Annotated in this window: 11 protein-coding genes; 8 read left to right on the forward strand and 3 right to left on the reverse strand. The window is 58.5% G+C overall.

From position 1 onward, the window contains the following. Positions 1-137 precede the first annotated feature (137 nt). Entirely contained in the window at positions 138-1,157 is a 1,020-nt protein-coding gene (locus AFK24_RS22000; protein WP_065835236.1) for an ABC transporter substrate-binding protein, read from the forward strand. 297 nt (positions 1,158-1,454) lie between these two features. Beyond that, positions 1,455-1,667 carry a DUF6124 family protein gene (locus AFK24_RS22005; protein ID WP_065835237.1) on the forward strand — a complete coding sequence of 71 codons (213 nt, stop codon included), beginning with the start codon at positions 1,455-1,457 and terminating at the stop codon, positions 1,665-1,667. A gap of 193 nt (positions 1,668-1,860) precedes the next feature. On the opposite strand, the gene AFK24_RS22010 is transcribed toward AFK24_RS22005, so the two are convergent. Next, positions 1,861-2,319 (reverse strand): REP-associated tyrosine transposase, encoded by a 459-nt coding sequence (locus AFK24_RS22010; protein ID WP_065835238.1) that lies wholly within the window; start codon positions 2,317-2,319, stop codon positions 1,861-1,863. Between the two features lie 332 nt (positions 2,320-2,651). On the opposite strand from AFK24_RS22010, the gene AFK24_RS31245 reads away from it, so the two are divergent. After that, on the forward strand, positions 2,652-3,833 hold the full coding sequence (locus AFK24_RS31245; RefSeq protein WP_065835239.1) for an RHS repeat-associated core domain-containing protein: 1,182 nt from the start codon (positions 2,652-2,654) through the stop codon (positions 3,831-3,833). 50 nt (positions 3,834-3,883) lie between these two features. Here the strand turns inward: AFK24_RS31245 and AFK24_RS22020 are convergent, their stop codons facing one another. After that, entirely contained in the window at positions 3,884-5,044 is a 1,161-nt protein-coding gene (locus AFK24_RS22020; protein WP_065835240.1) for an AAA family ATPase, read from the reverse strand. 149 nt (positions 5,045-5,193) lie between these two features. Between AFK24_RS22020 and AFK24_RS22025 the strand changes: the two genes are divergently transcribed. The 3 genes from AFK24_RS22025 to AFK24_RS22035 are packed head-to-tail and all read left to right on the forward strand — an operon-like array spanning position 5,194 to position 10,501. Next, positions 5,194-6,330 carry an efflux RND transporter periplasmic adaptor subunit gene (locus AFK24_RS22025; protein WP_065835241.1) on the forward strand — a complete coding sequence of 379 codons (1,137 nt, stop codon included), beginning with the start codon at positions 5,194-5,196 and terminating at the stop codon, positions 6,328-6,330. 11 nt (positions 6,331-6,341) lie between these two features. After that, the gene (locus AFK24_RS22030) at positions 6,342-7,409 is read left to right on the forward strand and encodes an efflux RND transporter periplasmic adaptor subunit (RefSeq protein WP_065835277.1); all 1,068 of its coding nucleotides are present in this window, start codon (positions 6,342-6,344) and stop codon (positions 7,407-7,409) included. Further along, positions 7,406-10,501 carry an efflux RND transporter permease subunit gene (locus tag AFK24_RS22035; protein ID WP_065835242.1) on the forward strand — a complete coding sequence of 1,032 codons (3,096 nt, stop codon included), beginning with the start codon at positions 7,406-7,408 and terminating at the stop codon, positions 10,499-10,501. Before AFK24_RS22030 ends, AFK24_RS22035 begins: the two co-directional genes overlap by 4 nt. Before the next feature lie 49 nt (positions 10,502-10,550). On the opposite strand, the gene AFK24_RS22040 is transcribed toward AFK24_RS22035, so the two are convergent. Then, on the reverse strand, positions 10,551-11,027 hold the full coding sequence (locus AFK24_RS22040) for a hypothetical protein (protein ID WP_065835243.1): 477 nt from the start codon (positions 11,025-11,027) through the stop codon (positions 10,551-10,553). Positions 11,028-11,565: 538 nt separating this feature from the next. Between AFK24_RS22040 and AFK24_RS22045 the strand changes: the two genes are divergently transcribed. Continuing rightward, a complete protein-coding gene (locus tag AFK24_RS22045) occupies positions 11,566-13,494 on the forward strand; it encodes a RecQ family ATP-dependent DNA helicase (RefSeq protein WP_065835244.1) in 1,929 nt (642 codons plus the stop codon). A gap of 141 nt (positions 13,495-13,635) precedes the next feature. Next, entirely contained in the window at positions 13,636-14,067 is a 432-nt protein-coding gene (locus AFK24_RS22050; RefSeq protein WP_065835245.1) for an acyl-CoA thioesterase, read from the forward strand. Positions 14,068-14,094 lie beyond the last annotated feature (27 nt).

Genomic DNA, 14,094 nt, shown 5'->3' on the forward strand with positions numbered 1-14,094 from the left:
TCCTACATCTGTTGGAGCGAGGCTTGCCCGCGAAGGCGTCGGGTCAGTCGATAAAAGAGTTGGCTGACCCGGCCTATTCGCGGGCAAGCCTCGCTCCAACGGATATCAACAAAACATCTGAATTTTTGCGAGGTTACATGGCCACTCCTTTCCAGCGTCCGGTGCTGACCGCATTGGCAGCAACACTCGGTTTGTTCGGCGCACTGCTCAGCAGCGGTGCTCAAGCCGAAGGCAAGATCAGCATCGCCCAGCAGTTCGGCATCGGCTACCTGATCCTCGACGTGGTGCGCGATCAACAGCTGATCGAAAAGCACGGCAAGGAGCAGGGCGTTGACATCAAGGTCGACTGGAACAGCATTTCCGGCGCCACTGCGATGAACGAAGCCTTGTTGGCTGGCGCGCTGGACGTGGTATCCGCGGGCGTGCCGCCGATGCTGACCATCTGGGACCGCACCAAAGGCAAACAGAACGTCAAGGCCATCGCTTCGCTCGGTTCGATGCCCAACTACTTGCTGACCAACAATCCCAACGTGAAAACCCTCAAGGATTTCACCGAGAAGGATCGCATCGCTGTGCCAGCCGCAGGCGTGGGCTTCCAGTCGCGTACCTTGCAGATCGAAACCGCCAAGCAGTTCGGTAATGACAACTTCAAGAAATTCGACAACATCTCCGTGAGCCTGGCGCATCCGGACGCCACCTCGGCGCTGATCGCTGGCGGTTCGGAAATCAACTCGCACTTCTCCAGCCCGCCGTTCCAGTACCAGGAACTGGAAAACCCCAGCGTGCATAAAGTGTTGAGTTCCTACGACGTGCTGGGCGGTCAAGCGACGTTCAACGTGCTGTACACCACTCAGAAATTCCATGACGAAAACCCGAAAACCTACAAAGCGTTCTATGACGCGCTGGTTGAAGCCGAGAAGATCATCAAGGCCGACAAGCCCGCTGCCGCCAAGACCTACATCAAGGTCGAGCAGTCCAAGCTGCCGCTGGCGCTGGTCGAGAAAATCGTCGCCGATCCGGAAATCGACTTCACCGTTGTGCCGCAGCGCACCTTCATCTACGCCGAGAAACTGCAGGAACTGGGCGTGCTGAAAAACAAGGCGGCGAGCTGGAAGGATTACTTCTTCGAAGAAGCGCATGGTGGTGCGGGTAGCTAACTTACCAAGGCCCGATATTTTTTCACTGTAGGAGCGAATTCATTCGCGAAGAGGACGGTACATTCGATAGTAATTTGTCGGCTGGAATACCGCCTCGCGAATGAATTCGCTCCTACGAGTCCGCGGTACCCACCAAATTCCTACGTCCTACAGACCTTTCCTGCATCCATTTCCCTATCCGCTGAGGGAAGTTTCCGAGAAAATCCCGAGCCCTTGCGCCCGTCAATTGCGGGCATTAGTCTGCGTCCAGTCACTCAAAAGCGGTGATGAGGCTTAGCGGGTACAAGGGAAATAATAATGCTCAAGGCAACATCAGATTCAGCACCATTCTCACTCGAAACATCCTTGCTGCACGTCGCTGAATTGCTCAGCTGCGCCGCCGCTACCGCCTACGAAACCGGCGACTGCCTCGACGGCCCGAAACGCGACCTGGCGTTCTCGGTGGTGCATCTGATCAGCATGGCTAAAACCGAACTGGAACGCTCGCTGGATCACGTTGAAGAGCGTTGAGATTGCCGGCGCAACCTGAGTCAAAATCCGCTAGCCCCATTCGCGGGCAAGCCTCGCTCCAACGGAGCACGTGTTACTTCAGTTACTTGCGCTGACAAAAATACTCACTGATAAGTCTCATACTTCGCCCCGCCTCTCCGATCCGTTGGAGCGAGGCTTGCCCGCGAAGGCTCAATCCGGGGCGCCGTTGAAACTAAATCCAGACCGCATTCCAGAGTGGATAATCCCCCGCTCGCGTGACCAATCCGGCTCGCACAGGGTTCAGTACGATGTACCGCGCGATGTTTTTCAAGTCATCTTCCTTGCGCAGCGCTCGGTCATGAAAACCGCGCTGCCAGATACTTCCCGTTCGGTTTAACGCTTTATTTACCTCGTGATTACTTTTGGATTTGACGCGAGCGACGAGCGTACTCAGTGACGTTTCTTTCAATTCGATCAGCCAATGGAAATGGTCGGGCATCACTACCCAGGCCAACGACCCGGCAAGGTCATCACGAGAAGACTGTTCAAATTGCGTTGCAAGCAATATCCCGATTCGCCAATCGGAAAAAAATGGCTGGCGATCTTTGGTAACAGAAGTCAGCAGGTAGATTCGACCGTATTCGCTGTAACGGCCTTTACGCGTCAGGTGCGTTTGATAGGGCTTGTGCATTCCATTGCCTTGAACTGATATGAAATTCAAAAGCTAGCCGAGGTTGATCGTAGCGCGGGAAAGTTGCGTGGCGGGATGTGTCGATGTTGATTGTTATGTCTGCACGTTGTGCGGCGATTGTTCCGACGCCTTCGCGGGCAAGCCTCGCTCCTACGAAATATGGGATCGGCTGGGGATTATTTGTGAGCTGAAGTATCACGGCTCCGTTGGAGCGAGCGGGCGGCGATCCGACTTGCCCGCGAACAGTCCAAAAACCTAGTAGTTCTGCTAGTACCTTCCTCGCCCCATGACGCGCAAACTTGGGCGACCTATGCAGCGACGCGAGATATTCAATGGCTGACCCAATCGAACTTTGCCGCTATCAATACGATGCGCTGGATCGTCTGGCCACGCGCTCGCCGCTGTCCGAGGCCATAGCGCGACGGTTTTACAAAGGCGATAGCTTGGCAACGGAGCTTCAGGGCACTGAGCACCACACCATTCTGCGCATAGGCAATCAACTCCTCGCGCACAAAAACCAGTCGGGAATCACGTTGCTCGGCACTGATCAACAAAACAGCGTGCTGCACGCCGACGACACTGCTATTGCTTATGCTCCCTATGGTCATCGAGAGAACATCGACGTACTGCCGGGCCTGCCCGGTTTCAACGGCGAACAGCCTGACCCCGTCACCGGCCACTATCTGCTGGGCAACGGCTATCGCGCTTATAACCCGGTGTTGATGCGTTTCAATAGCCCGGACAGTTTGAGTCCGTTTGGTAAGGGTGGATTGAATGCTTATGCGTATTGCGTCGGGGATCCAGTGAATCGGAGTGACCCGACGGGGCATTTTGCCTGGTTGACGGCTCTGGCTGGACTGGCAGGAGTTTCAGCCCTAGGAACCGGTATTGCAGCAGTCGCGACACACCGATCAGCGCCTGAGACGAGCAAGATTCTTGCTGGTGTTGCTGGCGGGTTGTTGGTGGGAGCTTTGGGGCTTGGGGCTGCGGCGGGGTTTCAGATGGTAGGGAATAAAGTTGCGTCGTCGTTTAAGCACGGACTTAGCGGGAAGGGAGCAATTGGCCTTGGGCCAGGGAATAAGGCGAGCGGTTTTCGGCCTATGACCGCAACATTCGGCGAGATGCCCCCCCATATAAAGGCACGCATCATGAGCTATGCATCCGGTAAGGATGCTGCTGCCTTGGGAGGCGTGTCATCAGACTTCTCTAGTGTAGCTATGGAGAGTTCGATGGCTCGGTTTCGCGCTCTGAAATATGCCGACCTTCCGCATCAGGAATGGCTCGGGAAACTGGACAAGATTTATTTTGGCGAGGTTGATGGTATAGCGCCTATGTTTCTTCAGCGAAACGGAATAGCTTTTTCTGATATACGCGCTGAGCTCATCAGGCCTTCTCGCTTTTTAGGTAATCGATTCTGGTTATTTCCCCAATACTTAAAATATGGTCCCGCTGAGCTAGTAGATCCGAGGGTGATGGCGATGCAGTTGCATGCTGCGGCCGGTGGCGGCTTTTGATTTGTTCGCACGCCACAGAGCAAGGTTAAAGCTATCGAGGCTATCCAGACTCAATCCGGCCAATGCCAAGCCGGCGCATCCAGCATCCCTTGCCCGACAATCCCCGTCTGCCCCAGCACCTTTTCCAGTTCAATGGCGTTGCATTCCGGGTCTTGCCCAAGTGCGGCGATGAGGCGCGAGGCGTGGGAGACCACCCACATCTGGCAATTATGCGACGCCTTGATGATCAATCGGGCCAGTGCCGGAAGTAGATCCGGATGCAGGCTGGTTTCCGGTTCGTTGAGGACCATCATCGTGGGTGGGCGTGGGGTGAGCAGGGCGGCGATCAACAGCAGATAGCGCAAGGTGCCGTCTGACAGTTCGGCTGCCGACAGTGGCCGCAGTAAACCTTCCTGATAGAACAGCACCGCGAACTGGCCGCCGGGTACGGCGTCGATTTTCAGGCTTGCACCGGGGAAGGCATCGCTGATGGCGGCATGCAGCGCCTGGGAATCACCGATTTCCAGAATGGTCTGCAGCGCAGCGGCCAGGTCGCGGCCGTCGTGATGCAGCACCGGCGTGCGGGTGCCCAATTGCGGGCGACGCACTGGCGCGTCGGCGTCGCTGCGAAAGTGATCATAAAAGCGCCAGCCGCGAATGGTTTCACGCAGCTGCAAGACTTCCGGGCAGGTGCGCATGCTGCCGACCTGATCGAACAGGCTGTCGAACGCCGGCGTGTGCTGCGCCAGGACATCCCAGTCCCGGCCGTCGCGAGCGCGGATCATCGGGCCGCTGCGTTGCACCAGCAGGCTCGCCGGACGAAACAGCGGTCCGGCCCAGATGCATTCCTTTTTGATCTCTGGGTCCAGGGCAAACGCGCTGAGGATTCTATCCGGCAGGCCCAGGGAAATGGCGTAGCTGAAATCTTCCCCGGCAAATCCGAGCCGCAGGCGTCTGACGTGCTGCCGTGGCCCGCCTTGTACTTCTACTTCGCCATTGCGCATGCGCCGGGACAGTTTCTCCGGCCCGGCCCAGAACGTGGAATCCAGGCCGCCTTCACGCGCCAATGCGTTGATCACCCCGCCTTGCGCCGTTTCGGCGAGCAAACGCAACGCGCGGTACAGATTAGACTTGCCACTGCCATTGGGGCCGGTAATGACATTCAGGCGCGCCAGCGGGACGATCAGCGTGTTGATCGAGCGGTAATTGGCGACGGCGAGAGTTTTGAGCATTGATGCTCCTTGCGGCATAAAAATGCCCACTATCAGTGCGTCACGAGTTTATCTGCTCAAGGAACCCTCGGCTACGTGCAGAGTCGCATACTCACAGCGCCACCACGTCGTGTTCAGGGGCGCATCCGGTATTCGCAAAAGGAGTCTGCATGCCTGCTTTCCCGTTAAGACAGGCCCCTTCGCGGCTGGCTATTCTCGGACTGGCGACATTGTTCGTGCTGCTGGGCGGCTGCGGCGAAGACAAGCCGCCGGAGCCGCAATTGCCAAGGGTGCGCGTGCAGCAGGTTCAAACGATGGATTTTGCCGCCAAGGTTGCGCTGACCGGCGATATTCAGGCGCGGGTGCAGACCCAGCTTTCGTTCCGGGTCGGCGGCAAGATCATCCAGCGCATGGTGGATGTCGGCGACCGGGTTTCCGCGCGTCAGGTTTTGGCAAAGCTTGATCCCAAGGATTTGCAGACCAATGTCGATTCGGCCACTGCCGAGGTTGCGGCGCAGCAGGCGCGGGTGACGCAGACCAGCGCCGCGTTCGTGCGTCAGGAAAAACTGCTGCCCAAGGGTTATACCAGTCGCAGCGAATACGATTCGGCGCAAGCGGCCTTGCGCAGCAGCCAGAGCGCGCTGAAAGCCGCTCAGGCGCAACTGGCCAACGCCCGGGAACAACTGGGTTACACCGCCCTGATTGCCGATGTGCCGGGCGTGATTACCTCGCGCCAGGCGGAAGTCGGGCAAGTGGTACAGGCCACCATGCCGATTTTCGGCCTGGCGCGCGATGGCGAGCGCGATGCGGTCTTCAATGTGTATGAGTCGCTGTTCGTTGAGCCGCCCACCAACCAACCGGTGCAGGTGACGTTGCTCGACAATCCGCAAATCAAGGCCAGCGGCAAGGTGCGCGAAGTGACGCCTGCGGTGTCTGCTGAAACTGGCACGCTGCAAGTGAAAATCGCCCTGAGCCAGCTGCCGTCCGGAATGGACCTGGGGTCGGTGGTCAGTGTGGCGTTGAGCGCGCCGGGCAAGGCCAGCGTTGAATTGCCATGGGCGGCGCTGACCAAAGGCCTGGGTGAGCAATTGGGCCAGCCAGCGGTGTGGGTGGTGGACGATCAGGGCAAAGTGCAACTGCGTGGCGTGACGGTCGGGCGTTATCTGACGGCCAAGGTGATCATTACCGACGGGCTGCAAGGCGGCGAAAAAGTCGTGGTCGCGGGTGGGCAGTTGTTGCATCCAGACATGCACGTCGAAGTGGCTGACACCGAGCAGCAGAAAACTGCCGACGGAGCTCAACCATGAACAGCCCAGCCATGAAGCGTCTGTCATCCATCTTATTGGTCGGCCTGTTGGGCGGCTGTGCCAAGGAAGAGCCGGCGCCGGAACCGATACGTCCGGTGTTGTTCGTCGAGGCCCAATCCCTGACCGAAGAGAGCCTGGGGCGCTTTGCCGGAAATATCGAAGCGCGCTACGAAAGCACGCTGGGCTTCCGTGTCGGCGGACGCATTGCCCGGCGCAACGTCGATGTCGGCAGTGAAGTGGAGAAGGGCGCCTTGCTCGCCACGCTTGACCCCACCGATCAACAGAACAACGTGCGTGCCAGTCAGGGCGATCTGGCCCGGATCGAGGCGCAGTGGATCAACACCCAGGCCAATGCCCGTCGCCAGCAGGAGTTGTTCGACCGTGGCGTGGGTGCCCAAGCCCAATTGGACATTGCGATGACCGATCTGAAAACCACCGGCTCGTCCCTCGCACAGGCGCGCGCGGCGTTGCGTCAGGCGCAGGATCAGCTCAGCTACAGCGAGCTGCGCACCGATCACGCCGCTGTGGTCACACGCTGGCAAGTCGAAGCCGGCCAGGTGGTGACCGCCGGACAGGAAGTCGTCACCCTGGCGCGCCCGGACATCAAGGAAGCGGTGATTGATTTGCCCGCGACCTTGGCCGAACAGCTGCCGCCGGACGTCGAATTCAAGGTCGCCAGCCAGCTTGACCCGATCATCAGCACCACTGCCACGTTGCGGGAAATCGAACCCCAGGCCGAGCGCTCGACCCGCACTCGTCGCGCGCGCCTGACTTTGACCGATACCCCCGCTGCGTTTCGCCTTGGCACGGCAATCAGCGTCAGCCTCAGTTCGACCATCGCTTCGCGTACCGAACTGCCGATCAATGCGCTGCAGGAGGTCGACGGCAAAGCGCAAATCTGGATCGTCGACATGCAGAACCAGACCGTCAGCCCCCGCGCAGTCAATGTCATGAGTCGCAGCGACGACTCGTTTGTGCTGAGCAACGGCGTCAAGCCTGGCGAACGGGTGGTCAGTGCTGGCGTCAACAGCCTCAAACCCGGTCAGAAAGTCAAAGTCGATAAGGAAAGCCCGCGATGAAAGGGAATTTCAACCTGTCCGAATGGGCCATCAAGCACCAGTCATTCGTCTGGTACCTGATGTTCGTCGCGCTGCTGATGGGGGTTTTTTCGTACATCAATCTGGGCCGCGAAGAAGACCCGTCCTTCACCATCAAGACCATGGTTGTACAAACCCGCTGGCCGGGCGCGACGGTGGACGAAACTCTGGAACAAGTCACCGACCGCATCGAGAAAAAGCTCGAAGAGCTGGACTCGCTGGACTACGTGAAAAGCTACACGCGTCCCGGCGAGTCGACCATTCTGGTCAATTTGCGCGACACCACTGACGCCAAGGCGATTCCGGAAATCTGGTATCAGGTGCGCAAAAAGATCGACGACATCCGCAGCCAATTCCCCCAAGGCATGCAGGGCCCGTTTTTCAATGACGAATTCGGCGATGTGTACGGCTCGATCTATGCCTTCACCGCCGACGGTTTTTCCATGCGTCAGCTGCGCGATTATGTGGAGCAAGTCAGGACCGAAATTCGCGAAGTGCCGGGGCTCGGCAAGGTCGAGATGATCGGCCAGCAGGACGAAGTGCTGTACCTGAATTTCTCTACTCGCAAACTGGCAGCGCTGGGCCTGGACCAACGCCAGGTGGTGCAAAGCCTGCAATCGCAAAACGCCGTGACGCCAGCGGGCGTGATCGAAGCCGGACCGGAGCGGATCTCCGTGCGTACCTCCGGGCAGTTCGCCTCGGAGAAGGATCTGGCTGCGGTCAATCTGCGCCTCAACGACCGTTTTTATCGCCTCAGTGACATTGCGGAAATCTCTCGCGGCTACACCGATCCGCCAAAGCCGCTGTTCCGCTTCAACGGCAAACCCGCCATCGGCCTGGCGATTGCCATGAAGAAGGGCGGCAATATCCAGGACTTCGGCAAAGCCCTGCACGAACGCATGACCGATGCCACGGCGGACTTGCCAGTTGGGGTCGGCGTGCACAACGTGTCGGATCAGGCTGAAGTGGTTGAGAAAGCTGTCGGCGGCTTCACTAGCGCGCTGTTCGAAGCCGTGGTGATCGTGCTGATTGTCAGCTTCGTCAGCCTCGGCGTGCGCGCGGGTCTGGTGGTGGCGTGTTCGATCCCGCTGGTGCTGGCGATGGTCTTCGTGTTCATGGAGTACAGCGGCATCACCATGCAGCGTATTTCCCTTGGCGCGCTGATCATCGCCCTCGGCCTGCTGGTGGACGACGCGATGATCACCGTGGAGATGATGGTCACGCGCCTGGAGCTGGGCGAGACCAAGGAGCAGGCGGCAACCTTTGCCTACACCTCGACGGCCTTTCCGATGCTCACCGGTACGCTGGTGACCGTGGCCGGCTTTGTGCCCATTGGACTCAACGCCAGTTCGGCGGGGGAATATACCTTCACGCTGTTCGCGGTGATTGCCGTAGCGATGCTGGTTTCGTGGGTCGTCGCCGTGCTGTTCGCGCCGGTGATCGGCGTGCATATCCTCAGCACCAACCTCAAGAAAAAGCCCGAGAAAGAAGGCCGGATTGCGCGAGGATTCAACAGCAGCATGCTTTGGGCGATGCGTCATCGCTGGCTGACCATCATCATTACCGTGCTGTTGTTCGTTGGCGCGGTGTTCTCCATGCAGTTTGTGCAGAACCAGTTTTTCCCGTCCTCGGATCGTCCGGAAATCCTCGTCGACCTCAACCTGCCGCAGAATGCCTCGATCAACGAAACCATCAAGGCCGTCGACCGTTTCGAAGCGACGCTCAAGGATGATCCGGACATCGTGCGCTGGAGCACCTACATCGGCCAGGGCGCCTTGCGTTTCTATCTGCCGCTGGACCAGCAACTGGAAAACCCTTTCTACGCGCAGCTGGTAATCGTCAGCAAGGGGCTGGAAGAGCGCGGCGGCCTGACCGAACGCCTGAACAAACGCCTGCGTGACGAGTTCGTCGGCATCGGCAGTTACGTGCAGCCGCTGGAAATGGGTCCGCCGGTGGGGCGTCCGCTGCAATACCGCGTCAGCGGCGAAAACATCGACAAGGTGCGTCAGCACGCCATCGAGCTGGCCACGTTGCTGGACAACAATCCTCACGTCGGCGAGATGATCTACGACTGGAACGAGCCAGGCAAAGTCCTGCGCATCGATATCAATCAGGACAAGGCGCGCCAGCTTGGCTTGTCTTCCGAAGATGTCGCGCAACTGATGAACAGCGTGGTCAGCGGCTCGGCGGTGACTCAGGTACGCGATGATATTTACCTGATCAACGTCGTGGGTCGTGCAGAAGACGCCGAACGCGGATCGCCGGAAACCCTGCAAAACCTGCAGATCGTCACGCCCGGCGGCACGTCGATTCCGTTGCTGGCGTTTGCCACCGTGCGTTATGAAATGGAGCAGCCACTGGTGTGGCGCCGCGACCGCAAGCCGACCATCACTGTGAAAGCCGCTGTGGCCGATGACATGCAGCCCACTGATCTGGTCAAGGAACTCAAGCCGGAGATCGACAAGTTCAGCGCGGGCTTGCCCGTTGGCTACAAAGTCGCCACGGGCGGCACTGTGGAAGAGAGTGGCAAGGCGCAAGGCCCAATCGCCAGCGTCGTGCCGTTGATGATCTTCCTGATGGCGACGTTCCTGATGATCCAGCTGCACAGCGTGCAGAAGATGTTCCTGGTGGCCAGCGTCGCGCCTTTGGGTTTGATTGGCGTGGTGTTGGCGCTGATTCCCACGGGAACGCCCATGGGCTTTGTGGCGATTCTCGGGATTCTGGCGCTGATCGGCATCATCATCCGCAACTCGGTGATTCTGGTCACGCAGATCAATATCTACGAGCGCGACGGCTATCTGCCGTGGGATGCAGTGGCTCAGGCCACCCAGCACCGACGGCGACCAATCCTGTTGACCGCAGCTGCCGCGAGCCTGGGCATGATCCCGATTGCCCGGGAAGTGTTCTGGGGGCCGATGGCCTACGCGATGATCGGCGGCATCATCATCGCCACCTTGCTGACATTGTTGTTTTTGCCGGCGCTGTATGTGGCGTGGTATCGGATCAAGGAGCCTTCGGATAAGGATCGCAATCAAGCCAAATCCGATGAAACCGCTCCACAGCCATCGAGCTAAACAGCGAATGCCCGATCCTTCAGGGACCGGGCATTGGTTGGGCGGTTGATTAAGCCTTGGTTTCTTCGAACAACTTGAAGTTGGCAAATCGAACCGCTGCCATTGCGGGCGCAGCCGGTGGAGCTTGCTGGCCTTTGATCAGCGCCGGACTTGGTAAGGACGCCAGCAGAAAACAGTGTTTAAGCGGCTGCTGAAAGTACACTCGCACGCTGTACGTCTGCCATTCAGATGAGGCCAGGCCCGAGACTGGAGATACCTGAGCGGCCCCATCGCTATTGAATCCGCCGACGCTGACCGTGAACATCGCTTGGTCGACGTCCGGTTGTGCACTGCGCACTTCAAACTCCAGGCGCATGGTCTTGCCGGGCATTTCAGGAAAGGTTTGTTGCAGTGAGGCGCTGATCGGCAGATGAATGCTGTTACCGTCGCCATGGGGCTTGAACTGCGGATCGAAGGGTTCGGGGCCCTGGGTCCAGTGCTCCAGTTTTTTAATGAAATTTCCGTTCTTTATGTACTGATTAGCCATGATCATTTTCCTTTTCGATCATCTAGATAACGACTGCGGTTAGGTGAGACGTTTTTAACAACCGGTTCAGTCTACGCCTGGTATTTTCTGTGCGTAACTGTCAGAAGTGACAGTGCCGGGCGGACGTAATACGGGCTGCTCGGGGATGTCAAGCGACGCAATGTTATCGTGCAGCCAACACCGGCTCTGTTGGAGCGAGGCTTGCCCGCGAATCTTTGTAGGACCGGCTTTAGCCGGGAGGCAATTGAGCGGCTCGCGACTGAAGTCGCTCCTACGGTCGCTCCTGCGGTCGATTCGCGGGCAAGCCNCCGGCTTTAGCCGGGAGGCAATTGAGCGGCTCGCGACTGAAGTCGCTCCTACGGTCGCTCCTGCGGTCGATTCGCGGGCAAGCCTCGCTCCAACGGACTGTTTGCCGAAGGTCAGATGGTTAACTGTCTGTACCCTTCAGTCCAATTTCAGTAACGGTTTACTCCTTCCACGGGTACAACCTGCGGGCTATGGTTTCACACCCAATAGCCGTCAATGGAGTGGCCGCTTTATGTACAAGACGCTTGAGCAGGTTTTCGGTTATCCACAGTTTCGCGCCGGTCAGGAAGCGGCGATCAGCGCCGTGTTGGCAGGGCGTTCGGCTGCGGCGATTTTCCCCACCGGGTCCGGAAAATCCCTGTGCTATCAGTTACCGGCCTTATTGCTGCCGCACCTGACGCTGGTAGTCTCGCCGTTGCTGGCGCTGATTCAGGATCAGCTGGCATTCCTGCAACGTCACGGCATCGCGGCGGCAAGTATCGATTCGGCGCAGAGCCGCGATGAGGTGGCGCAGGTCATGGCGCGGGCGCGGTCCGGCGAGCTGAAAATCCTGATGATTTCGGTGGAGCGTCTGAAGAACGAGCGTTTTCGCCACTTCATCACCCAAGTGCCGATTTCCCTGCTGGTGGTGGACGAGGCGCACTGTATTTCCGAATGGGGTCACAACTTCCGCCCGGACTACCTCAAGCTGCCGGACTACCAGCGCGAGTTCAATATCCCACAAGCCTTGTTGCTGACCGCCACAGCGACACCGCAAGTGATCGCCGACATGCAGAGCAAATTCGCCATCGCCCCGGATGATGTGGTGACGACAGGCTTTTATCGGGCCAATCTGAATCTGTGGGTCGAGCCGGTGAAAGGCGCGGACAAGCGTCGACGTCTGGTGGAATGGCTGAGCCCCAAGGCGGGCGAGCCGACCATCGTTTACGTCACCCTGCAAAAAACCGCTGAATACATCGCCACGCATCTACGCCAGAACGGCCTGGAGGCCAGCGCTTATCACGCCGGTTTGCCCCACGATCAGCGTGAGTCGATCCAGAAGCGTTTCATGGGTGGCCAACTCAATTGCATCGTCGCGACCATCGCCTTCGGCATGGGCATCGACAAAAGTGACATCCGCAACGTGGTGCACTTCGATCTGCCCAAATCCATCGAAAACTACAGCCAGGAAATCGGCCGCGCCGGACGTGATGGCGCGCCGTCCGATTGTCTGGTGCTGGCCAATCGCGACAGCCTCAACGTGCTGGAAAACTTCGTCTACGGCGATACGCCGGAGCACGACGGGATTCGCGGCGTGCTCGAAGATGTGCTTGATGCGATTCCCCAAGGGCAGTGGGAATTTCTCCTGGGACCGCTGGCCGATCAAAGCAACATTCGCCAGTTGCCACTGAAGACGCTATTGGTGCAACTGGAGCTGCGCGGGCTGATCGCACCGCGTTATTCGTATTTTGCCGAATATCGCTTCAAGTTTCTGCTTGAGCCTGAAGCCTTGGTGCAGCGTTTTGAAGGCGAGCGTCAGCAGTTCGTGCAGGCGTTGATCGACACCTCTACGCGGGCGCGCACCTGGGCGACGGTCAACTTCGACACTTTGTATCAACAGCATCAGGCCGAGCGCGGGCGTGTGGTGACGGCGCTGGATTACTTTCATGAGAAGGGCTGGATCGAGCTGGAGAGCAAACAGGTCACCGAGGTGTACAGCGTGCTGGTCAGCGATTTTGATGCCGACGCCCTGAGCACCGAGTTGCACGATTACTTCACCAATCACGAAGCCACCGAAGTGGCGCGAATTCACGCCATGCTCGATCTGTTTGCCAGTGAGCAATGCCTGAGCCAGCGTCTCGCGGATTATTTCGGTGACCACAATGCGCCGCAGCGTTGCGGGCATTGCTCGGTGTGTGCGGGTGACATCGCCCGACTGCCCGAGCCGCCAGCTTTGCCTGAGTTGGCAACGAAAGACTTCCAGCAGCTGTGCGGCGAGTTCATACGCAAGCACGAGGAATACAAGGATGCCGCGCCTGGTGTTGAATGCCTGACGCGCTTTCTGTGCGGCATCAGCGTGCCGTTGTTCACTAAACTCAAGGCCCGCGCCATCGGCGGTTTTGCTGCGTTGGAGGATTATCCGTATGCGCAGGTGAGGGAGTGGGTAAAGGCCAATGGTTGATCGAATTTGACCTGTGGGACCGGCTTTAGCCGGGAAAGCGGCATCACTCACCCAGAGAAATCTGCAGACTGTCTCGGCCTCTTCGCGGGCAAGCCTCGCTCCAACGGTTCTGTGAAAAGACAAAATGACAACGGGAACTCTATGACCGATATGACCCCGCAACGCACCGACTATCGCCACTTCCAGCCCATCACCACTCGCTGGCACGACAACGACATCTATGGCCACGTGAACAACGTGACCTACTACAGCTTCTTCGACTCTACGGTGAATACCTACCTGATCGAACGCGGCGGGCTGGATATTCATGACGGTGCGGTGGTGGGGTTTGTGGTGAGTTCTTCGTGCGATTACTTCGCCTCGATTGCCTACCCGGATCTGATCGAAGTCGGATTGCGCGTGGCGAAACTCGGTAATAGCTCGGTGCAATATGAGCTGGCGGTATTCAAGGTGGGAGAGGATGACGCGTGTGCGGCGGGCCGCTTTGTTCATGTGTTCGTGGATCGGGCGTCGAATCTGCCGGTAACGCTTCCTGCTGAGCTGCGCGAGGCTTTGCAGGTATTGGCCGTCTGAATGCAACACGGGCCGCTTCAAAGGCGG

It is taken from the genome of Pseudomonas syringae, assembly GCF_001698815.1.
Classification (GTDB): Bacteria; Pseudomonadota; Gammaproteobacteria; order Pseudomonadales; family Pseudomonadaceae; genus Aquipseudomonas; species Aquipseudomonas syringae_A.